A 21,223-nucleotide genomic window follows, 5' to 3' on the forward strand; every position below is an offset into this window, starting at 1 on the left:
GGAGCACCGATGGCGCTCGAAAGCACCTGAAAGCACCCTAATTGCACCGTTGTGCACCGTCGGCTGCACCATGCAGTCAGGCCACCTCGGATGCTGGTCCCCTCCATCCTGCAAACCGTTCAGTGAACGATAGGGCTTCATACCGGGCAGACGCAAACTCGAACGTGCCGCCTATCGACTCCGAACCAATGAGAGACTGCCCTTCGAACCGCGCGATTTGTAGCCGCGCGGGAGAGGCTCCGGTGTGTTGGGCATCTATTTGCAGCTGTACATGCAGCTCCTGCCAAGCGCCCGAAGCAGTGTTTTGGCGGTAGCGCCATCGCTCGTGAACGGTCTCAAATGCCACCTTTTGCAACCATAGAACGCTGACCGCCTCATCTCGTTGATGTTGCCCCTAGAACATCTGTTGCGGGCTGTCACGTTTCCGACGATGGAAGCCAACTCGCTTGACACGTAATCAAACTTAAAGCATCTGTCCAGCTCCCGCCGCAATAAGCTGCCAAGAGGTGAAGCAGTGCCTTAACGCCTAGCAGACCGCCCGGCGGGAGCGAGGAAGGCCCGTTCCTGCGTGCCGTCAACAAGGTCGCCAACTTCGGGAAAGTCTCAGCATGTGAGTGGTCCGGGCCGCCGTTACGGAATCGGCCACGATCTACGGCACACCTACGCGAAGCTCTGCCGCAAGGCCGATGGTAACCGGGGCACTCGTCCATCCAAATCGCGGTGCGCCATCAGGGTCTGAGCGACAGATCGCTCTCGCAGTGAAACCCAGCTTCGGAGTGAACAGATCGGTGTACGCGACCCTGACCCAGGACCATGCGCATACTCAACCGCCGGAGTGCACATACATACGTGCAGATCGTGGCGAGGAATGTTGATATGCCACTATAATCCAACACGATCTCGCGAACGAAGAGGATAAATGGGTAGCGGTCAGAGCATCTTCGAGATTTGGACCGGTGCTCGTGATCTGCACTGTTACGGTACGAATGCATTTTCTGCGGAACTACCGTTCCAGAGTTGGCGACGGTTCAAAGAGGCTTTCGCTCCTGAACTGATCCATCGAGCCGTTGAGAGTAGCGCGATCCCTGTTCGCACGTGCCTGGATCCGTTTGGGGGTTCTGGCACGACCGCATTAGCTTCTCAGTTCTTGGGCGTGTACCCAATCACGATCGAGGTGAATCCGTTTTTGGCGGATCTGATTGAGGCTAAATTAACCAAATACGACACCACGGCTCTTGCACGAGACCTTGGCAGGATCCTCAGGCAGCGCCGAACTAACGACAGAAATTTGGCAGAATGGGCAAGTGGGCTTCCTGCCACATTCATTGAGCCGGGAGACGGAGATCGTTGGCTCTTTAGCCGCGCTGTCGGTACAGCCGTGCTGCAGCTCCTAGCCGGGTTGGACCGGATCGAGAACCCTTCACATAGGCGTTTGTTCCGGGTCGTCCTCGGCGGCATTCTTGTAGATGCCAGCAATGTCAGGATCAGCGGCAAAGGTCGTCGGTACCGAGCAAATTGGCGGCATTCGCAGCCTTCTGCTCAGGAGGTAGTCAGCTCCTTTGCTGAGAAGGCCCAACAAGCCATCGTTGAAGTCCACAGGTTCGATCATAGACCCGAGCAGCGTTACAAACTCATCCGCGGTGACTGCCGAAATCAAGGTTCCTCCATCAAAGAAGTAGATTTGGTCGTCTTCTCTCCTCCGTATCCGAATTCGTTTGACTATACAGACGTCTACAACGTCGAGCTATGGACCCTCGGCTATTTGCGTTCCTCTCAGGACAATCATCGTTTAAGGAAGTCAACCTTTTCTTCGCATGTTCAGATCAAACGAGACTTCGCATCCGCTCCAAAAGACTCGCGCTCTCTGAATCGGGTACTGAAATGCTTGGAACTCTCCAAAGACCAGTTGTGGAGTAGGCATATACCAGCGATGGTTGGCGGTTATTTCGCTGATTTAGCTGCCCTGCTTAACTCTCTCCAAAGCTCCTTGAGAGCGGGGGGCTCCATCTGGATGTGTGTTGGCGATAGTCAGTACAACGGCATCCGGATCCCGACCGCCGCAATTCTTGCGGAGCTCAGCCGTCCTCTAGGCTTTATCGTTACACTCTCTGAACCTGTTCGATCGATGCGCTCCTCCCCTCAGCAAGGGGGAAAAGAGGAGCTTCCCGAAACGCTGCTGGTGCTTCAGAAAAAGGCATAGTGCATCTCAGGCAGAGGCGCCTAGAGCCCTTCGCAACTCGGCAGAAGAACTATAGAGATACCACCGACGTAGGTTGACTCCCAGCGCCGCAGCCTTGCTTAGAATGTGCTTGAAACATGCTGCACCTGTATCGCTCTTCCGCATGTCGAAGCAGCATAAAGCCGACGTCAAAGCGTGTGCCTCATTCCTGTATGCCGAGGCTTGCTCTACACCCTTTGTAACCCAATCCACCATATCTTTAGGAGGGATAGCCTTCCCGCCAGCACTAAAGGATCTTAGGACCTTCAACTCGATGACCATGTGGTTAATGAGGCTTGAAGGCCCAACTCCTGTGTATTCCTCTATCAGTAGATCGACCCGACCGGTTACCTGAGTGCGCTCTTGTCGAACATTGCATAGCGGAAAGGCCCTGTTCAGACCCACCTTAATGTAAAACTGAACAGTCTGTTCAGCCAGCTTTACAGGGCGCCAGCGAGTAGCATCTTCCCACAGCTTCCCCACAGCGCTCTGTGCCTCGGGCGTGATCAATTCTTTCTGGTACAAAGCGTCTATGTGACGAAACACCTCGTCTACATTGACATTGCTAGTGAGAGGAGCGAGTTCCACGTGGTCTATGGCGTTAAGACCGTGCGGATAAAAGCGAAGCTCGCGACATCTAGGATCGAAGATCAACGCCGGCAGAGTGCCCAGCGCCAAGCCCTCCGAAACGAATCGAAATAGCTCATCATCGTCGTTCGTCTGATGTTCACGAGACCAACCCGAATTCACTGTTGGGTTTACTATCCAGACGCGACCACCGAGCTGATTCTGCCCGTTCCGAAGCATCGGAACGCGGGAGAAGTTCTCCAGAGATACTTCACCTGAGCGGGCCAATAGAAAAACAGAAAGGCCCTCCTCGGAGAAGCCGCGTAGATGTCTCAGTTGCACCAGTTTTGCCACGCCTCCTTTGAATCGTATCTCTGGCGGCATATCGGAATCCATTCCGATCGGCTGGAACGTTGCGGCTGAGTCTACAAGCTCACTCTCAGTCCAAGCGCCCAGAGATGTTTCATCTTTAACCAGCGGCATATAGCCTCCTGGTCATGTGAGATATGTAGGACTGGATCATTTCACCGGGTGAGGTCTGGCCGTCTCTTCTCAGAAGAGAACCCAGCTTATGCGCTGCATTCGCTGCGTAGTTGGTTTGCCTCCATTCGGCAAAATCGACCACGTTTCCGGTATCGGTGACGGCGTCGCCGTATGTCGCATCTTCCTCGCCCAGAAGTGGAATCTCAGCATTACTAACAGACGAAAGACTAAGTGCAAGCTCTTGGCAGAACTCGCAAATCTGTAGCTCCTCTGGAAAGCTTCTAACGACCTCAAGCACGGGGTCTGCGAGCTGGTGATTCAAGCTGTACAGACCCCGCAAACGCCACTGATGATCGGAATCAAGACGATAATCGAGATCACTGAACGTGAGTAGACCCTGCCCAATCAGGTCGTCGGCGTCTGCCTGAAGAGCAGGATAAAAGGGGCCATCCTCCTTTTTCAGAAGCTTGCCCTCAAGCACTGGAATCTCCCAAACAGGAGCGAGTACGTTTGAGAGATAAGCCATCATGTGTAGCGATGCCGCTGGTAGAGGAGCAATTAACGCTTGTTCCGCGGCATCAACAAGAACGAGTATGCGAATGCGCCTCTGAATCGCCTGTTGCAACGGATCCTGAGCTGGGCTACTCATCCAGAGCCGCCTCTAAAATCCGTTCGTAAACTTGGTGGTATTCAGCCATGTGTGAGCGAACAGCCGCAGTGGGAGTAGCGATCCTTAGCAGGTCGACCACGTGGTTAGAAGGCTCCCGGTCTGCTTTACTCAGGCGAATTAGGTCGGGTACCAGCGCGCCTTCCACTAGGTTGGACGTGATAACTAAGCGATTAGCTGATTTTCGCGTCGCGAAGCGAGCGAGAACCATAGCAGCTCTGTTGGAGAAGACAGCGTCAAGTGAGGATTCTGGAGCATCGATCAGCAAGGAAGAGGCTCCTTGATGTGCGCTCGACACCTCCATGAGAGCCATGCGAAAAGCAAGATCAATGAATTCGCGTTGACTTTCGGATACTTGATCCGGACTACTTCGTCTTGTAGCACCGACGAAGTCAGCACCCGTCATCTCGAGCCCAAAGGCTGGGAAGCTGACGGCCTCGCCTGTCTGACCAACGCGCGCTGAGTACGGCGCCCAAGTCAATTCACATTCTTCGATCAAAAAGCCTGAGGCATACTCGCCGAAGCTCGCCTTGATACTCTCTGAAAAATGATTGATCTTACGATTTTCGCCTTGCACAAACGAACTGAATTCCTCTTGTCGCTGAGTCAGTTCGTCCTTCATTTCGGCAACACGGCGCTTAAGCGCGGAGAGACCGTCTAGCTGCTCACGTCGATCGTGCTCGTCTGGCGGGAGTTGCTTGATTAGTTGGCTGATCCTAAGAGCACGCTGCTCATAGCTTGTAGCCAGATGAACGAGTTCTTTTGCCGCAGCTAAGTAATCCTCTTCAGCCTGAGCGACATTGTCTCGTGCCGCCGACTGTTGCTGCTGGAGGGCACTCAACTCAGAAGTAATGAGCTCCAAAGAACGACCAGCAAATTCAACACCCGGGAAGCTGTCGGGTTGCAAAGCTGTACCGCAAATTAGGCAATCGTGCTCGGCAGCACGAGTGGTGTAAGTGGTCACCGCTTCTTCAGGAGCAGCGTGACCACAAACCAGACAATGTCTGTCGGAGAGCAGTCGCGCTAATAGAAAAGCCGTAGTGTCACTCGATTTGGGAAAACTAGCGCGTATGACGGCTAACTTTGCTCTCTCATATTCTCGCTGATGGCTGTCCGCTTGCTGTTCCACTTTCAACAGTTCAAGACGGAGGCCTTGGCGAAAAGTGTCTAGCTCCGCCATACGCGCCTCCAAAGCATCGCGACGTTCCTCTTCTTGAAGCTGGAGCATTTCGAGGGTGACGAGCTCGGTACGTGTACTTGTCGCAGTCTCGACAGTCGCTGCTGCCCGACTTGCTACTTCTTCTTCTTTACTCACAGCGGCTCTTAGATTCCTCATGCGGCTGTCAAGCTCGAGAATCGTCCTCTCTTGCGACAGCCAAGATCCCGCAACACCGGGCGGTAGAAAGAGTAGTCTCAGAAGTTGTCGCTGGGCCGATGGATCCCAAATCAACGAACGGCGTTCTTCGAAATAGAAGACGATGTGCCGTAGCAGGAGGATGAGATCACCTAAGGAACCAAGGCCGAGGAGGTTAAGGAATCGTGCCTCATAGTGTTGCTCAGTAACAGGCTGCCGGGTATCGTCAATCTGGAAGTCCAGCAAAGACAAATCAGATAGTCTTCGTTGAATGACGACCTTATGAACACCTACTGAGAGCTTCAATGTGGCCGAGGCGCTTCGTGCTCCTTTGGCATCGCGATTCGCAAACAAAGCTCGTTTCGCTGGTGAAAGCGGAGTGTGACGCGTGTTGATGTTGCCGAGGCTTTCGGATCCGTCCAAACCGGGGATGTCGAAGGGGCCTGTCATCAGGCGATACAACATCTGCATCAATGTCGACTTCCCAAGCCCGTTGGCTCCTAAGAAGAGTGTCAGGCCGTGATCGAAAGCGACGTGTAGTCCCGGAGCATCGGGTGTGCCTGGGAAAAGTCCGAAATCATCAACATCAAGCGAGCTGAGAACCGGAAAGTTGATCACAAATAGAAAATATAGAGGTTTACGCCCCTTTCAGGAAGGCTGTTAGTAAAGGAGGTCCGTCGCAGAACGTTGTAGGCCTCCAGCTGTCTCTTCCCAGACCTGCCGCACACAAATTCGCCCTGATCGCGTACCTGCTCACGTATCGGAACGGTATGGCGCTCACGTAGCGATGCTGACGCAAACGAAAGGCAGCGATTCGGCAAGCAACCACCAGTCGCGATACGGCTGCTTCTGGCTGAGAGCCGAAGCCGCACCATGCCGTGCATAGGTTGACGGCTGGCGTTGATGATCTTGTAAAGCGGTTCCTGCGTCTTGTAACGACTCGTCCAGGGCAGCGGCGTCATTCCGTCCCGCTCCAGGAGGCCGACGTGGTCCGTGTCGGTCGCAAGGTCGAACGCGAACGTCATGATAACGACCCTGAGTTGTTCCTCCATGCAGCGAAGGCAGAGCCGGGCGCCCGTGCCGCCGTCTGTCCTGGGAGGCAGCATGTTGCGGCACTTGCAGCAGACCTTGCCGGTCTCGATCCGCCGAATCGCGCATGCTCTCGGGCCGCCCATGTGCGGTAGTATAGGCGAATAGAAAGCGAAGAGTTTCCACATGGGGGCGATGCTCAAACTGATGTCGCAGGAACGCTTCGATGAGCTTTGGGATACGTCACTCGCACCCGTATGCGAAAGCGGCCGCAAGCTCGCCCATGCCTTTTCTGGAGGCATGCGGCGACGACCTGGACGTTGTCCACAGGAATCGTCATAAAATGACGTTCTCAGAAAAAAACATGTCAAGAGTAATCAGGCATCAATGGCGTCCAGCGCCGCCGCCCAAATCCGGGTTCGCAAGCAAGATAAGCAGAGTGTTCGTCTTTCTTGGTGCATTTGTAACGCTGTATGGGCTTTACGGTGTCTGTGTCACGGGGCCGGGTATAAGTCCGAGCGATCCATTGGGCCCCGATGCCCTGACGACTCCATTCAAGATCACGAACAACAGCTTCGTTCGGATGCGAGATGTTCAGGTGTTTTGCGCCTTGGATGAGTTTGCGACGGACGCCGGAGTCTCATTCAAAGACGTCGGCGTTTCCGACACACGCATCAATGCAGAGGAACTTGATTACGAAGGTTCCGTGGACGTTGTATGCCCGAACGGTCTTGGACGGCTTCATCGGACCACGTTTGCCAACGTGAGGGTTTTCGGCCTATACCGGCCGGCAATTTTCCCGCGCTGGTTTCCGAATAGATGGCCCTTTCACCGGTATGTAGAGCAGAAGTTTAGGTTGGTTCTCAACAGCGATGGGAAAGCAAGATGGCTGTATGGGGCCAAGTAGCTGATGCCGAGCGGTCGCGCCGTTCCCAAGGCGCGTGCGAGTGAGCACCGAACTGTGCGATTCACTTCACCATTCTCTTCCCTTACTAGCTCGAACACTGCTCGCGGTATGCGGATGCAGCGATATTGCCGCTTGTGCAGGGTCTCGGGCCGCTTCAGGATGAGGACGCCCGGCTCGTTCTCAAAGAGCCGGGTCGCCGTTTGCCTGGAGAAGCCGAGCAGGGCAGCGGCTTCCTCGATAGTGAGCACCGCCTTATCCTCAAGATTCACCGCGCCTTTACCTGCATGCGTTCTCTCACCCGTTCATACACGGCCCGCGGAACTCTTATGGATCGGTACTGGCGCTTATGCAGCGCCTCGGGGCGCCGGTAAATGAGAACGCCCGGCTCGTTCTCGAAAAGAGCGATCACTGTTGAAGTGGACAAGCCTAGTAGGTCGACCAAGTCGGCGACCGTAAGCACCTGCTTTTGGTCTGGGTCTTTCGGTCGCGCTCTTGGCAAGCATCCACCAATTACGCGAAGCGGTCGAAGAGACCGTCTATCGTGCCGTCTTGTAGGCCGAGGAGTTCTAGAACAGTCCAGACGAGATTCGCAGATAAGTCGCGGAGGCGGTCTCGCCATGTATAGGGAGCGGCAAACGCGATGATGGCGCTCTGCTCTGCGGTTGATAGTGGCCGGTCAGTTGCAGGGGTGATTGACACCTGAGCACCTTTACGCGTGAAGTGGCGATGACGCTACCGTTCTTCAGGGCCGAGAACGTTCCCGGCGCGGTTTCGCGCATGACGAGAAGCATGAGTCTCCTTCCAAGTTGGGAGGGTTTGCGCCAGCCCTATACACTCGAAGGGCCAAGCGACGTCTAGAGCGTTCGTTTGGTAAGCGGCTCCCGAAGTCTCGAACACTTCGGGGCCGCACATGCAATAGCGACACAATGACACAGGCAGTCTACCGGCGTCAACGCCTTTGTTATGTACAACTTCTGAGTACAAATCATCCGTACAAATTGCGGTCTGAGTCTATGACGTTGCCGAGGCTCAAGTCTCTTCCTGGTAGAGAAACTGGCGGTTCCGAGAAGATATAGATAACCTGCCCTGAATGAGAGACTTGATTGCCTTTGTCCCATAAGTGAGGGAGCAAATAGGGCTTAATGCTTTGGTATTAGACAAACAGGCGCTAGCGAGGGGTTCACCTTCGGAACTTCGCGCGGGTTTCTTAGCCCAAGAATCGGCTTCGGACGAACCTCCGGGCCGCGAGGCGGCAGCAGAGACTCGGCGCGCTCCGAGAGTTCATAGGTAAGCCCGTAGGCTCAAAGAGTTAACCTTATTTGTCACATAAGTGAGGGAGCAAATAACACTTTTCTTGCTCTGGCATTCAACAGACGGGCGCATCAGGCCGTCCTTGCGGGGTATCTGACATGAACCAGAGATAAACCTTGCAACGACAGCAGCTTAGGTGCCTTTGTCCCATAAGTGAGGGGGTAAATAGCGATTTCACGACGATCTTCAAACGAAGAGGCGCTCTCTCGCTAGGGTCGTTCACTGCGGCATTCACCTGGACGTGGGATCACCTCCTCACCTCAGAGATGCATTGCAGTTCTCAAGTCTGCTTGTAGCCTAAGAACAGGTCGACACAGCGGCCACACAACCTGCCACAAGCGGAGACGCCAAACGACCAACCGGGTCGTGCGCTCGGATTCCGCAGAACCTAAGCACCGCAGCACCATACAGACCGCGCCACTAGGAACCCGAGCCGATCTTCGGCCGCGACGGACATTCGCCGTTCCAGCAAAACAAAGCGCGACTCGAACCCACCAAACAACCGAATAGCAAACTTCCCATTCGTGCGCGCAAAGATGGCCGTTTTCGTCCGTTCGCGTCTGCACTCAGGAGACCTATGCCCGATGTCTTTGTCGACGTCAGAGACGCGGCGCACCTTGCAGGTGTGTCCGCTCGGACTGTGACCCGTTGGCTTACGGAGAACAGGCTGCAACGGTACCGTTCCGGCTCGCTGACTCGCATCAACCGCTCCGAACTTCTCAGCTTCATCGAACCCCGGCTCGCACCCGCAAGACGCAGGAAGGATCGCCATGCCTAACCTCTCCCACGAGCAACGACTCGCAGAGATTGACCGCTTCGCTGAGGGTGCGCCGTTCGTGCTGTGCATCTCTCGCACCGAGGACTCAACCGGGTACGACATCCGGGACGTCTCAGATGGGCCGTCGCTGCCCGAAGCACGCGCGGAGCTTGAGGGCCGCGGGCGCGTGTTCCTCGGCGCTGTTGCGATCCGCGACGGCCAAGCCTTGAGCCGGCTCGCCGAACCCGTGCCCGAGCCGGTCGTGCGGATGCTGGCATCGTCCTGCTTGGCGCACTTGGCTGGGCGCCTCGACGCGGCTTTCCAGCGACTCGGCCTTGCCGTATCTCAGAGCAGCGCAGAAAGGGTGCAATAGATGGCGGCTCCAGTATGGGTCTTGTCTGTAGACCTTCAGACGAAAACGGCCGCGTTTACAACCGGCCTCAACGACGCCGCACAGAAAGCACGCGGCAGCTTCAAGGACATCGCGGGCGGCGCCAAGGACATGGGCGACGGCGTAGCGCAAAGCTCCGTCAATGTCCGTGCCGCTCTCGGGCTGTTCGACAACAGCATCCGCGGCAATCACGCCGCGGCGATGGCTGACATGATCCGCGAGTTTCAGAACACCAAACTCGTCATGATGGCGTTGCCGTTTGCCGCAACAGCCGGCGCGTTCATCGCCCTCGGCGGCGTCGCCGTCGAGCTGGTCGAGCACTTCAAGAAAGTGCGGGAAGAGCACGAAAAGCTCACCAGCGTGCAAACGGAGTTCGGAACAGCGGCTAACAACGCATACCGTTCGCTTGACGACAAGATGCTCCAGGCCGAGAAACGGGCCGACGAACTGAAGAACGACCATCTCGGCGCGCTCCGGGCGGAACTAAAGCTCATCGACTCGCAGAGCATGGCCGAGCTGATGCATCAATTCGAGGGCGTCGAGAAAATCGCCGACGAGGTGTTCTCGCACCTGCAAGGACATTGGTACACCATCGGCAAAGGCCCGGAAGGGGCCAAGCACGCGCTCGACGACTTCAGCGTCCACTACCGCAATCTGTTGTCGCAGGGCAAAAGCGAAGAAGCCTCGGGGTTGCTCTCGGGCACGTTGCAGCAAGCGCGTTCTGTGCTTGCACTTCAGCAGCAAGCCGCGAGTACCAGCAGCGGTTGGGGCAAGCAGACCGACGACTCGAAGTTCATGGAGCACCAAGCGGCGCTCAATAAGCTCAAGCAGTACGGCATCGGGTTCGACAAAGAAGACCTCGAAGCGCAGCAACAGCTCATCGACACTCTGCAAACGCAAACGACAATCCAGCAGAAGATATCGGCACTCAAGGGCCAGGAAGGATCGAACGCAACCCGCGAAACAGGCAACGAAGCGTCGGCCCGTGCGTCCGAGGCGGCCAAACAAGCCGCGGCGACTCGTCAAGCCATCGCGGAACAGCAGCTCGCGGGCGACCGTGCCCTCGCAAACGCGCAACTCGACCTCAGCAACGCGACCGTGCAACAGCGGCTCGCGTCCGACCTCGGGTTCGCACAGCGGGAACTCGACATCAAGCTCAAGGCGAACGCGGAGCAAGCCGCGGCGCTGGACAAGTCGGGCAAGGACTACACCAACCAACTCGCACACGTCCACGAGGAAGCCGAAGTCCTCGTCGCACAGCACACCGCGCAAGTCGCGGAGCTGACGAGCCGGGCCAGCGTCGAACAGAACCGCAAGGACATAGCCGACCTGGAGGCTGCCGAGCGTGCCAAGATTGCGGCTACGAGCCAAGGCTCTACGGCCCGACTCGCAGCCATCGATCAAGCGATGCAGACGGCCCGGCAACACGCCCTGCAAGAAACGGACTTCTATCGGTCGCTCGGTTCGGAGCGGGTCGAGGTCGGGCGGCAGATTGCCGAGCAGACGGCCAAGGTGCAAGCGGAACTCGGCAAGGAAGCCGCCGAGAACCAACAGAAGATGTCGGAACTCGCCCTCGACGCGGAGCTGGAGCGGCAAGCGGTCCTCAACAGCTCGCGCCGGCAGACTGAGGCTCAACAGATAAACCAACAGCTTCAGACGGCAAACGAGATGTACGCGCTGAAGCAGACGGCGCTCTCGCAGGAACTCTCGGCACTGGACAAGTCAGGCAAGGACTACGAGGTCAAGCTAAAGCAGATCCTCGACCGGCAAAAGCAGCTCCAGCAACAGCACGAGAACGAAGTCGACCAAGTCAGGAACCAAGCGGAGATACAGCGGAACCAAAGGATCATCGCGGCCGAGCAGTCAGCGGCGAACACCATCGCCAACACACTCACTGGTCTCGCAACCAAACATCTCACGTTCGCGCAAATTCTGGAATCAACAACGCAGCAAGCCGCAAGCTCTCTAATCCACTTGGCCATAGCGTCGCTAGATGCAAACGGAAGGACGAAGATTTCGGAGTCGGCCGCTGCTGCCCGAAGCGCGTTTCTCTCGACAATGAAGGCGTTCCCGGCACCTGTAAACCTCATTGCGGCACCGCTTGCGGGTGCGGCTGCATTCAGCAGCATGATGGCGTTCGCCTCCGGTACGGACTCAGTGCCGGGCCAAGGCAACGGCGACACCGTGCCGGCCATGCTGACGCCCGGAGAAGGCGTCGTCCCCAAAGGCGTGATGGAAGGCTTGCGGAACGTCGCCCGCAACGGCGGTTTCGACCAAGGCGGCGGGCACACGTACCACGTCCATGTGCGGCCGACTTACCACCTGCAAGCGTTGGACGGCGACGGCATCGAGACCACGCTCAACAAGCACACAGACGTCTTGCAGAAGCACTTCGAGACCGCGGTGCGGAGAATGAACCGCTAAACCCGCGACCGCCCACCATCCACCGTCCACGGCCACACTCACCAAACAACGCATGACGCGACCGCGGCTGTACGCCTCGAAACGTCACGCAAATCAACCACGAGGAAAACATGCAACGCATTTCACACGCACTCGGCGTGCTTGCGGCTCTATGCTTCGGAGTCGGCGCCTTCGCCCAATCCACAACGGTTACGGCGAGCAACCTCAAGATAGGCGGCTCGCCGATCACGGCCGGAACCGTCACCATCGTTCCGCAGGATGCCTACGGGCACGCAATCGCGTTCACGGGCGGCGACGGTTCGTTCAATGGCCCTCAGCCGTTCTCGGCGGCCATCACGAACGGCGCCATCGCTCCGGGGTTCACCGTGCCCGATCAATCGCTCTCGACGGCGACGACCCCGAACACGCCGTTGTGGTACGCCGTCACCATCACCAACACACTGACGCGGGCGTCGTTCTCGTACACGCTGCCGCCGAGCACCGTTGTGGGGTCGACGTTCGCGCTCGACACGTACAAGGCGACACAGTTCGCCGGGGCGCTCACGGGCACCACGAACGCGACGTCGCTCCCGTCGAGCCTTTGGTGCTCCACTGGAAGCCGCATCGTCCTCGGCAACGGCTCGACCATCACGGGTCTTTATGAGTGCTACTTCGGGCAGATGCGACAGGTTCCGATGGGCAGCGGCTCTGGTGTCACGCCGACGTTTCAGATTGGAACGGTGTCGACGGGCGCCGCGGCCGTCCAGGTGGTCGCCGGGGCAAACAACGTATACACGTTGAACTTCACTCTGCCGCAGGGTCTCCAGGGCGTCCAGGGCAATCCCGGTTCGACACCGAGCTTCAGCATCGGGACAGTCACGACCGGAGCGGCCGGTTCGCAGGCGTCCGTCACTGTCGACCCGTCGAGCACCCCGACGAACATCAAACTCGACTTCACCATCCCGCAGGGCGCGGCCGGCACGGGCGGCTCGGGCACGTCGATTGCTCTCAAGGTGAACGGGACCGCAAACATTTCGCAGTCGGTGTTGAACCTTATCCCCGGTACGAACGTCTCGCTGTCCGACAACGGCTCCGGCGGGATCACCGTATCGGTGCCGGCCGGTTCCTTCGACGCTGCCGGTGCTGCCGCAGCAGCTCTGGCAAACGCCGGGGTGAGCACCGACTCGACGAAGAACGGTGCTGTCAATCTGACATATACCGGAACCGCGCCTTTGACGCCCGGAGCGAACACGGTGCAGCAGCAACAGGCCGTCGCGGTAACCACTCCCTATACGTGGTCGATGCCCGGCACGCCGCCGCCCGACTCGACGCACAATGTTCTCGCGTTCACCTTGGCGAATGGTGTTTATGTCGGTTCGTGGGTTGCGGCTTCGGGCGGCTCGGGTGCCGTCGCAGGAACCATCCCTGGAGAGTGGTTCTTCAACGAGGGCACGGGAACCAGCTCGACGAATCAGGGAACCGGCCCGGTCATGTCCATCGCAAACGGTTCGTGGGTGTCTCAGGCCGGCTTGAGCGGGGGCGCTCTGGCATTCAACGGCTCGACCAACACTTCAACGCAGACCGTAGCGACGGCCGCGGGCAGTTCCTTCAGTCTTGCGCCTGGACAGGCGATGGGCGTTTGCGGGTTCTTCTCGGCCGCGTCGACGGGGCTGTACTCGCGCGTTATCGGGACCGAGTCGAGCACCGGCAGCAGCAGCGGTGTCTCGGGCTGGGAGTTCGGTCTCCAGAACGGCGCGTTCTTCTACGAGGTCGCCGGAACGGGCGGCTACAACGGCAACGACTCGGTCTCGACCACGGGCGGTTCCTACTCAGCGAACACGCTTGTCTTCGCTTGCGCGAACTACAACGGCTCGGGCACGGTCACGTTCTACGTCAACGGGACAGCGCAGACGACCTCGGTTGCGAAGAACAACTTGACCACTTCGCCGGCAAGCACCGGCGCTCTCACGGTCGGCAAGCTCCGCGGCGACACCACAACGGCCGCAGGCAACTCGGTTTTCAGCGGCAATATCGGGCCGCTGTTCATCGTCATCGGTCGCCAGTTCACAACCTCCGAAATCAGCACCATGAACGGGAACCCGTATGCCAAGATTTAGCGCGCTTCTTCTCTTAGCGTTCTGGTGCGTCGGCTGCGATGCACAGTCAACGGTGAGCGGTTCATCTTCGATCAGCGGGGCGGCGAAGATAGCCGCCTCGCCCTCGGCTGAGACCGCGCCCAGTATGGGTTGGAACTCATGGCTTGCGAAGGCCGAAGCCTACTACCCGAACGGGCCTTGGCAGGCGACGGAAACCTACATAAAGCAGCAGTCCGACGCGATGAAGGCGTTGCAGCCATACGGGTACAACCTCATGAGCGTGGATGGTGGATGGGCCAACCGCGACAGCAGCGGCAATATCCAAGGCATCCCGTCACAGTTCCCGAGCGGCATGTCTTCGCTTGGAAGCTATGTCCACGCCAACGGCCAGCGTTTCGGTTTGTACATCACGCCTCGACCGGATGCATCGGAGGCTACGCCGAGTCGAACGGCCATGAACTCGCTGATGCAGCGGCCCTCGCGGGTTGGGGCGTCGATTACATGAAGTTCGACCAATGCGACACCCGGAGCGCGTTCCCAACCGACGCTTCGTTGCACGCCGAGACGAATCTGTTCGTATCGTCGTTGCAGAAGCTCAAGCCCTCGGTCGCCGTGCTGGCGAACGACTACTACCCGGAAGACCCGTACAACGGCGGCATCAAGTCGATGCTTTGGTTTGCTCAGACGGGCGCCAGCGAACTCCGCATCGGCTACGACAATAACGGGACCGGCAATCAAAACGGATGGTGGTACTGGAAGGCGTTTGCCTACGATTGGACGCAGTTCTCGCCGTACCTTGGCCGTGGGCGCTATCCCGATCCCGACAACCTCATGTGTCAGCTTTACGAAGGTGGGCCGGGCCTGAATAGCCCAACCGCTCTCGTCGGCGACAACGAATGTCGAGCGCAGTTCAACTTTTACGCGATGGTGGCAGCGCCGCTCGTCATCGGGGCAGACTTGACCACGCTCACCCCGGCGACGGTGGCGACCCTCACGAACTCTGAAGTCATCGCCATAGACCAGGACGCGCTCGGTCTTACGGGCCGGCGCATCACCGCTGCGGACGTTCCTTGCGGCTCGACGACTTGCTCGGTGTGGCTTCGCAAGACCACGACCGGGTACGCAGTCGCGTTGTTCAACCCCGACCCCAACGCCGGGCACGCGGTTTCGGTGACGTGGACGCAGGCTGGACTATCCGGGACGTGGAACATGCGCGACGTTTGGGCACACGCCAACGTCGGCAGTTCCTCAACCGGCTACACGGTGAGTCTGCCCGCATGGGGTTCGGCCGTGCTCACCCTTACGCAGTAGCAATCGCCCGGTGTCTGCTTATGCGGCGCCGGGCTACGCTCCACGGCTACAACCTTCCGGGTAGACAAATTAGCACAGAACTAGCACAGAGATTTTGCCCGGCGCTCGCACTCGCGCGTTGCTGCTGATTCCTTTTCATGGAGTCGGTGGGAACGGAACCCACGCCCACCTTGCCTGCAACTTCAGTGGCGTTCGTTACTCCCTGCTATCTCTCTAGCTTCTGTTGCAAAGGCCGCCCACCTTCTAACCGGGGCAGAAAGGAACAACTATGTGGCTCAAATTGCAATGGGCACGCTTCTTCACACTCGCAGGATGGGACTGGAGGCTTTCCAGTCGTCGCGGCTTCGACTTCGCCGTGACGTTTCCGTGCGGACACAGCGAGTGCAGCGGCTCCCACATGATTCTCGTGCGTGTTGTCGACAAGACGGCCGAGGCACTCGCTAGAAAACACCGAGAAACGTTCGGCGAGACGGCTTATGACAGTCCCAATCCAGCGCTCTTCGGAGACGGGCCAGCTAACACCTTCTGGGTCATGATCCACGGCGCAGGCGGGGGAGATGAGTCCGTGCTCGCGTGGATCGATGGTGCTCAACGTATGTGGGAGCGTGCAGCGCATGAATAACCTGGAGCAACAAGCGCATTCCCATATCAAGCGTGGATGGTTCGTCCATCCGCTTCGGCCGGCCAGCAAGATCCCGGCGACCAATCACGGCAAAGACGACGCCACACTCGACCCTGAAAAGGTGAGCGAGTGGTGGCGCCGGAACCCGAACTTCAACGTCGGAGTCTCAACCGGCCCGAGCGGTCTTTGCGTCCTTGACGCTGACCACGGCCTCGCCAGCATGGAAGAGTTTGAGGCGTGGCGGGTTCGCAATCGCATCCCGGAGACTTACGCTGTGCGCTCTGGACGTCGGCCCGATTTCGGCGTGCAGATGTACTTCCGCGGCAGCGTCAAGGACGGCAAGTTCGAGCTTGACGGCGTCTCGGGTGACATCAAGAGCGCAGGCGGCTTGGTTCTCGCTGCCGGGAGTGTTCACCCGGACACCAGAGAGGTTTATCAGGCCATCTACGGCGATGTGCCGGTCGCGCCCATGCCCGAAGCCGTGCTGGAGCTTGCCCGTAAAAGCCGGGCGGCGGCGAGCGTTCAGGACGACGGGGAACCGATCACGCACGACCGCAACTCCAGGCTGACGAGCATTGCCGGCCGGCTTCGGAACGCGGGATTGACCGCGGCAGCATTGGAAGCGGCGCTATTGCAGACCAACCTAGACCGCTGCCCGGACCCGCTCGATGAGGAGGAAGTGAAGCGGATTGCGGCGAACGTCGCGCGTTATAAGCCCGCAGACGAACCCGTCGCGGTCACGATAGGCGGCAAGTCGTCAGACGCGCACGGACCGCAGGACGAGCCGTTTACGGGCGATTGGAGTGTGTTATTCCATACGCGCGAAGACACCGAGAACACGCCCGACCCGGTGTTCCTGATACGTGACTTTTTGCAAGACGAATCGGTCACGGGCATCATCGGGCCGGCACGTGCGCGCAAGTCGATTGTGACCCTCAACATCATTCACGCGCTGCTGACGGGCGAGCGATTGTTCGGCAAGTTCGAGGTCAAGAACAAGCCCGAGCGCGTCGTCTACCTCTGCCCTGAATCGGGGAAGAAGTCGCTCGGTCGACGCATCCGCAACATGGGGCTGCTGCCGTATGTGGGCGAGTCGTTGTTCTTCACATCCATGAACAGCGATCCGGTGGCGCTCAACGACCCTCGGCTGCTCGCGGCGATGAAAGGCGCCGTTGTATTCATCGACACTGCAATCCGGTTCTTCAAGGGAGACGAGAACAGCAGCGAGTACATGAAGGCGTTCGGCGAACAGTGCCACGGGTTGGTTCGACACGGCGTCAAGGCGGTTGTTCTGCTGCACCATACAGCCAAGGGAGCGGAGAACGTCACCTTGGAGAGCGGCCGCGGCTCGGGCGACTTCGGCGGATTCCTCACGTGCTGTTGGGGCACGACCCTCTCGGACTATGAGGATGCTTACAACGCTCAGTCGCTTATGTCTTGCGTGAAGCAGCGCGACTTCCAGGCGGACAGCTTCAAGCTGGCGCCCTCTGGTAATCAGGACGACTTCTTCCTCCAGTACGTCGAGGGCAGCGCCAACGCTCGTGTGCAGGTTGGCGCCAAAGAGAAGGCAGGTAAAGCGAAGGCGCTGGCGTTTGCCCGAGCCAACCCGGACGTGACGGCACAGGCAATGCAACGAGCGTTGGCAGAACAGGGAGTGGCTTACTCCGAGTCGGCTTGCAGAGGGATGCTTCGAGGTGTTCGCGCCCTGAAGATCACGGAGAGCAGCAGCAATGTGCTGCACCAGCAAATCCCGACCACTACACACGTGACCTAGGAGAGCTTCGCTCCTAGTCACTGTGGGTTCATTACAGCAGCAACATTCTCTCTCTATAGAGAGCTGCTGCTAAATTGCTGCTCGGTGTACCACCTTTGGGGTACGCCGGGCGGCAAAAACATCCACACCGACCTGCTTTGCGCGGTTCGGCTGGTCGAGGCCGGCCGCCTTACCGTAAGCGGTCAGGTTGGCCGCATACGACCGGGGGCGGTCAGAAAGTCGACGGGCGACCATGAAAAGCCCTCCGCCGCAGCCCCTCGTACATACTTAAAAATACTTCCCATCTTCGGTATTTCTTCGCCTTAACTTTTCTGTTTTCCATAGGAGAACTGCAATGAGTTCGCTTACCGCAATCACCGCGCCCAGCTTCCTCGACGCGCAACACGCCGCAGCCTTCCTCGGCGGCGTAAACGCCCGCACACTCACCCGTTGGGCGCGCGAAGGGTATGTCCCCGCCTACCCGCTCGGCGAAGGCAAGCGCCGCCTCTGGCGCTTTCTGCGGGCCGACCTAGAGCAATGGATGCTGTCTCGGCGTACACTGCCGCAAGCCATCGGTGCTCCGGTCAGAGAGGAATATGACCAGCAGCACTAAATACCAGCAAGGAAGCCTTGTGCGGGTGAAGAACAAAACAGCGCCGGATACGTGGTTCTTCCGCTATCGAGAAGACAGCGAAGGCCGGCGCTCATACCGCAATCTCAAAATAGGCACGGTGCGGGATCTGCCGCATCGCCGCGACGCCGAGAAAGCCGTTCTCACCCTGCGAGTCAACATCAACTCAGGCGTTCGCACACCGGAAACGGTGAACGACGCCATAGCCCACTACTCGAAGATCGAACTCGTACCAGAACGGAAGTCGCACGCAACGCTCGAGAATGTTCGGGGCATCCTTCGCCTGCACATCGCTCCGAAGTGGGGCGGCAAGCGGCTAACGGAGGTGCGAACTGTGTTGGTCGAGGAGTGGCTTCACTCCATGCCCTTGGCGCCGGGAACCCGGTCCAAGATCCGCAACGTCTTCTCTGCCCTGTTCAGCCATGCCATCCGGTATGAATGGACTGACAAGAACCCTATCCAGAAAGTCCGTGCTTCATCGGCCCGACTCGCCGACCCCGACGTGCTTTCACCTGATGAGTTCCGGGCCCTCTTGCCGCTCCTGGAAGCAAGGGAACGGGCTATGGTGATGCTCGCTGGCTCGACAGGACTCCGTCGGTCGGAGATGTTCGCGCTTCGCTGGTCCGACGTGTGCTTCGTCACAATGCAGGTACACGTGACCAAGGGCGTCGTTCGCAACCACTTCGGCGCGACCAAGACACCGGCAAGCCGTAAGCCTGTCCCGCTGCACGATTCCGTCGCTACTGCTCTTCTGGAGTGGAGGCGTGGGTCGATGTACCGGGATCAAGGTGACTTCCTGTTCCCTTCCGTTCGCTTGAACGGCACTCAGCCCTTGTTCCCGGATATGGTGCTGAAGAAGTTCATCCGTCCCGCTGCGAAGGCGGCGGGGCTGACGAAGCGCATCGGTTGGCACACGTTCCGGCACTCGCTGGCGACGAACCTACGGTCGCTCGGCGTGGATGTGAAGGTCGCACAGGAGCTACTTCGTCACGCGAACAGCCGGACGACCCTCGATCTATACACGCGGGCAGTGTCGGCCGACAAGCGAGAGGCGAACGCAAGAACGATGCATCTGCTAATGGGCGAAACGGGATTGCACCGTCGTGCACCGTCGGCCGTTGCAGCATAACTGCTAAGTTGTTGATTTGATGGTGGGCACAGCAGGATTCGAACCTACGACTTCCACCGTGTGAAGGTGGCACTCTACCGCTGAGTTATGCGCCCTTCTGCGCTCAGGAAAGAGCCAGATCGGGAGCAGACCTGCTCCCTCGACATCTCGAAGTATAGCATTCACCGGACTGACCGGCCAGCCATCTGCCCGCGTTCCGCCTCACCGTCCGGCGCCATTGCTGCTCCGGGTACCTGTCCACCGGACTCGCCCAGTGCACCTTTTCTGCGCGTTACCATCCAACGGCAGAGCAGCTATGGCGGAACCGACTCCACATCGTGCGGCAGAACCGTCCCCTGCACCGCCCGGGGTGCAGCCAGGCCCATCCTCATCGCAACCTTTGGGCGAAAACGGTGTCCACACCCAAGAGGCTGAGAACGACGTGGCGACGCTGGCAATCAATCCGGAACTGATGATGCACGCAGCCCCCTCCACACCCGCGGTTCAATCGGACCGCGTGTCTGACGGTGGCGATGCCGAACTGATGCTTCGACTCAAAGCAGGCGACCTGGACTGCTTCGAAATCCTGATGAACAAGTACCGGCGCGCCATGGTGCACTTCATGTTCCGCATGGTGCGCAACCAGGCCGTGGCGGAGGAGATGGCCCAGGAAGTTTTTCTGCGGGTCTATCGTGCGCGGGAAAGCTACCGCGCTGAAGCCAAGTTCTCCACATGGCTGTATCGCATCGCCACCAATCTGGCGGTGAACTATGCCCGCGACACCAAGAACGAGCGTCTGGCCGCTAAGCTGCAACTGGACGCGCCCGACGAAGAGACCGGCAGCACGCCGGACGTGGCGGATTCGACTCCCACAGTTGAGGCGGACCTGCTTCGCGCCGAGCGGATGCGGGCCATTAAGCAGCACGTGATGAACCTGCCAGAGCGCCAGCGCATGGCGGTACTCATGCACAAGTACCAGGAAATGGACTACAAGCAGATCGGCGCCGTGCTGAAGCTGAGTGAGTCCGCGACAAAGTCTCTGCTGTTTCGCGCATACCAAACTCTGCGCGAAAAGCTGAAAGAGTTCGTCTAGACAAACAGAGGATCAGCACCTGGGATCCTGACATGTTTCGATACATTGAGAGAAGGACACAACAATGGCGACCATACTGAGCTCGAACGAAAGGAATAAGCCCGTCTCTGACGAGCAGGCCATGCACGACGTAATGGCTCTGCTGGACGAGTGGCAGGCGCCCGAACCCTCCCCGTGGTTCGACGGCCGCATGATGGCTCGATTCCGCGAAGAGCAGCAGCGCGCTCCCGAGGGCTGGTTTGCCCGGCTGCGGTACCGCATGCAGTTCGGCAATCCAATCGGCTATCGGCCCGTGCTCGCCGGTGCCACAGCGCTGCTTCTGCTGGCGGGCGGCGGGAGTTATCTGGAGTTGTCGCACATGCACCAGGCGCCAGCCACCAGCACCAGCCGAACCCTGCAGGACCTGCAGGTGTTGGATAACAACGACCAGGCGATTCAGCAGATGGATCAGTTGCTGGACAGCGACGACAACAACTCAAACAGTGGCAGTGCGCTGTAGCGCGCGGCCGCATCAACCCGTAA

At 58.6% G+C, this 21,223-nt stretch carries 18 protein-coding genes and 1 tRNA gene; 14 read left to right on the top strand and 5 right to left on the bottom strand.

Translation table 11 applies throughout. The annotated features are described in order from the left end of the window. Positions 1-919 precede the first annotated feature (919 nt). Positions 920-2,200: a site-specific DNA-methyltransferase gene (locus OHL12_RS07660; protein WP_263413235.1), complete on the top strand. Its 1,281-nt coding sequence runs from the start codon at positions 920-922 to the stop codon at positions 2,198-2,200. A gap of 6 nt (positions 2,201-2,206) precedes the next feature. On the opposite strand, the gene OHL12_RS07665 is transcribed toward OHL12_RS07660, so the two are convergent. Genes OHL12_RS07665 through OHL12_RS07680 form a run of 4 tightly spaced genes read right to left on the bottom strand, consistent with a single transcriptional unit; the run spans position 2,207 to position 6,464 of the window. Next, positions 2,207-3,268, bottom strand: coding sequence for a hypothetical protein (locus tag OHL12_RS07665; protein ID WP_263413236.1), 1,062 nt, complete (start codon positions 3,266-3,268; stop codon positions 2,207-2,209). After that, positions 3,255-3,917: a hypothetical protein gene (locus tag OHL12_RS07670; RefSeq protein WP_263413237.1), complete on the bottom strand. Its 663-nt coding sequence runs from the start codon at positions 3,915-3,917 to the stop codon at positions 3,255-3,257. Before OHL12_RS07670 ends, OHL12_RS07665 begins: the two co-directional genes overlap by 14 nt. Next, positions 3,910-5,907 (bottom strand): AAA family ATPase, encoded by a 1,998-nt coding sequence (locus OHL12_RS07675; protein ID WP_263413238.1) that lies wholly within the window; start codon positions 5,905-5,907, stop codon positions 3,910-3,912. Before OHL12_RS07675 ends, OHL12_RS07670 begins: the two co-directional genes overlap by 8 nt. Then, positions 5,904-6,464: a hypothetical protein gene (locus tag OHL12_RS07680; protein ID WP_263413239.1), complete on the bottom strand. Its 561-nt coding sequence runs from the start codon at positions 6,462-6,464 to the stop codon at positions 5,904-5,906. The genes OHL12_RS07675 and OHL12_RS07680 overlap by 4 nt, the downstream gene beginning before the upstream one ends. A 137-nt stretch (positions 6,465-6,601) precedes the next feature. On the opposite strand from OHL12_RS07680, the gene OHL12_RS07685 reads away from it, so the two are divergent. From OHL12_RS07685 to OHL12_RS07730, 11 genes are all read left to right on the top strand, one after another. After that, entirely contained in the window at positions 6,602-7,225 is a 624-nt protein-coding gene (locus OHL12_RS07685) for a hypothetical protein (protein ID WP_263413240.1), read from the top strand. A 1,888-nt stretch (positions 7,226-9,113) separates the two neighbouring features. Then, a complete protein-coding gene (locus OHL12_RS17400) occupies positions 9,114-9,314 on the top strand; it encodes a helix-turn-helix domain-containing protein (protein WP_399261089.1) in 201 nt (66 codons plus the stop codon). Beyond that, positions 9,307-9,666, top strand: a complete 360-nt coding sequence (locus OHL12_RS07690; protein WP_263413241.1) for a hypothetical protein — start codon at positions 9,307-9,309, stop codon at positions 9,664-9,666. The genes OHL12_RS17400 and OHL12_RS07690 overlap by 8 nt, the downstream gene beginning before the upstream one ends. Further along, positions 9,667-12,108 (top strand): coiled-coil domain-containing protein, encoded by a 2,442-nt coding sequence (locus OHL12_RS07695; protein WP_263413242.1) that lies wholly within the window; start codon positions 9,667-9,669, stop codon positions 12,106-12,108. A gap of 110 nt (positions 12,109-12,218) precedes the next feature. Beyond that, positions 12,219-14,204 (top strand): LamG domain-containing protein, encoded by a 1,986-nt coding sequence (locus tag OHL12_RS07700; protein WP_263413243.1) that lies wholly within the window; start codon positions 12,219-12,221, stop codon positions 14,202-14,204. Positions 14,205-14,328: 124 nt separating this feature from the next. Next, positions 14,329-14,688, top strand: coding sequence for an alpha-amylase family protein (locus OHL12_RS07705; RefSeq protein WP_263413244.1), 360 nt, complete (start codon positions 14,329-14,331; stop codon positions 14,686-14,688). Further along, complete coding sequence (locus OHL12_RS07710; protein WP_263413245.1) at positions 14,685-15,494, top strand: alpha-galactosidase; 810 nt, start codon at positions 14,685-14,687, stop codon at positions 15,492-15,494. Before OHL12_RS07705 ends, OHL12_RS07710 begins: the two co-directional genes overlap by 4 nt. Before the next feature lie 268 nt (positions 15,495-15,762). Beyond that, positions 15,763-16,116, top strand: coding sequence for a hypothetical protein (locus tag OHL12_RS07715; protein ID WP_263413246.1), 354 nt, complete (start codon positions 15,763-15,765; stop codon positions 16,114-16,116). Next, positions 16,109-17,890: a bifunctional DNA primase/polymerase gene (locus OHL12_RS07720; RefSeq protein WP_263413247.1), complete on the top strand. Its 1,782-nt coding sequence runs from the start codon at positions 16,109-16,111 to the stop codon at positions 17,888-17,890. Before OHL12_RS07715 ends, OHL12_RS07720 begins: the two co-directional genes overlap by 8 nt. A gap of 334 nt (positions 17,891-18,224) precedes the next feature. Continuing rightward, entirely contained in the window at positions 18,225-18,482 is a 258-nt protein-coding gene (locus tag OHL12_RS07725; protein ID WP_263413248.1) for a helix-turn-helix domain-containing protein, read from the top strand. 25 nt (positions 18,483-18,507) lie between these two features. Beyond that, on the top strand, positions 18,508-19,629 hold the full coding sequence (locus OHL12_RS07730; protein WP_263413249.1) for a tyrosine-type recombinase/integrase: 1,122 nt from the start codon (positions 18,508-18,510) through the stop codon (positions 19,627-19,629). 20 nt (positions 19,630-19,649) lie between these two features. Here OHL12_RS07730 and OHL12_RS07735 read toward each other — a convergent pair. Then, a tRNA-Val gene (locus OHL12_RS07735) sits at positions 19,650-19,724 on the bottom strand. A 326-nt stretch (positions 19,725-20,050) separates the two neighbouring features. On the opposite strand from OHL12_RS07735, the gene OHL12_RS07740 reads away from it, so the two are divergent. After that, complete coding sequence (locus OHL12_RS07740; RefSeq protein ID WP_263413250.1) at positions 20,051-20,701, top strand: RNA polymerase sigma factor; 651 nt, start codon at positions 20,051-20,053, stop codon at positions 20,699-20,701. A 64-nt stretch (positions 20,702-20,765) separates the two neighbouring features. After that, positions 20,766-21,200 carry a hypothetical protein gene (locus tag OHL12_RS07745; protein ID WP_263413251.1) on the top strand — a complete coding sequence of 145 codons (435 nt, stop codon included), beginning with the start codon at positions 20,766-20,768 and terminating at the stop codon, positions 21,198-21,200. Positions 21,201-21,223 lie beyond the last annotated feature (23 nt).

The sequence above is a fragment of the Terriglobus aquaticus genome (assembly GCF_025685415.1).
GTDB classification, from domain to species: Bacteria; Acidobacteriota; Terriglobia; order Terriglobales; family Acidobacteriaceae; genus Terriglobus; species Terriglobus aquaticus.

Bases quoted from the DNA above. Each gene is read 5' to 3' on its own strand.
- OHL12_RS07705 (WP_263413244.1), top strand. From the start codon at position 14,329: ATGGGTTGGAACTCATGGCTTGCGAAGGCCGAAGCCTACTACCCGAAC.
- OHL12_RS07685 (WP_263413240.1), top strand. From the start codon at position 6,602: ATGCCTTTTCTGGAGGCATGCGGCGACGACCTGGACGTTGTCCACAGG.
- OHL12_RS07725 (WP_263413248.1), top strand. From the start codon at position 18,225: ATGAGTTCGCTTACCGCAATCACCGCGCCCAGCTTCCTCGACGCGCAA.
- OHL12_RS07660 (WP_263413235.1), top strand. From the start codon at position 920: ATGGGTAGCGGTCAGAGCATCTTCGAGATTTGGACCGGTGCTCGTGAT.
- OHL12_RS07680 (WP_263413239.1), bottom strand. From the start codon at position 6,464: ATGGGCGGCCCGAGAGCATGCGCGATTCGGCGGATCGAGACCGGCAAG.
- OHL12_RS07670 (WP_263413237.1), bottom strand. From the start codon at position 3,917: ATGAGTAGCCCAGCTCAGGATCCGTTGCAACAGGCGATTCAGAGGCGC.
- OHL12_RS07745 (WP_263413251.1), top strand. From the start codon at position 20,766: ATGGCGACCATACTGAGCTCGAACGAAAGGAATAAGCCCGTCTCTGAC.
- OHL12_RS07715 (WP_263413246.1), top strand. From the start codon at position 15,763: ATGTGGCTCAAATTGCAATGGGCACGCTTCTTCACACTCGCAGGATGG.
- OHL12_RS07710 (WP_263413245.1), top strand. From the start codon at position 14,685: ATGAAGTTCGACCAATGCGACACCCGGAGCGCGTTCCCAACCGACGCT.
- OHL12_RS07665 (WP_263413236.1), bottom strand. From the start codon at position 3,268: ATGCCGCTGGTTAAAGATGAAACATCTCTGGGCGCTTGGACTGAGAGT.
- OHL12_RS07690 (WP_263413241.1), top strand. From the start codon at position 9,307: ATGCCTAACCTCTCCCACGAGCAACGACTCGCAGAGATTGACCGCTTC.
- OHL12_RS07700 (WP_263413243.1), top strand. From the start codon at position 12,219: ATGCAACGCATTTCACACGCACTCGGCGTGCTTGCGGCTCTATGCTTC.
- OHL12_RS17400 (WP_399261089.1), top strand. From the start codon at position 9,114: ATGCCCGATGTCTTTGTCGACGTCAGAGACGCGGCGCACCTTGCAGGT.
- OHL12_RS07695 (WP_263413242.1), top strand. From the start codon at position 9,667: ATGGCGGCTCCAGTATGGGTCTTGTCTGTAGACCTTCAGACGAAAACG.
- OHL12_RS07720 (WP_263413247.1), top strand. From the start codon at position 16,109: ATGAATAACCTGGAGCAACAAGCGCATTCCCATATCAAGCGTGGATGG.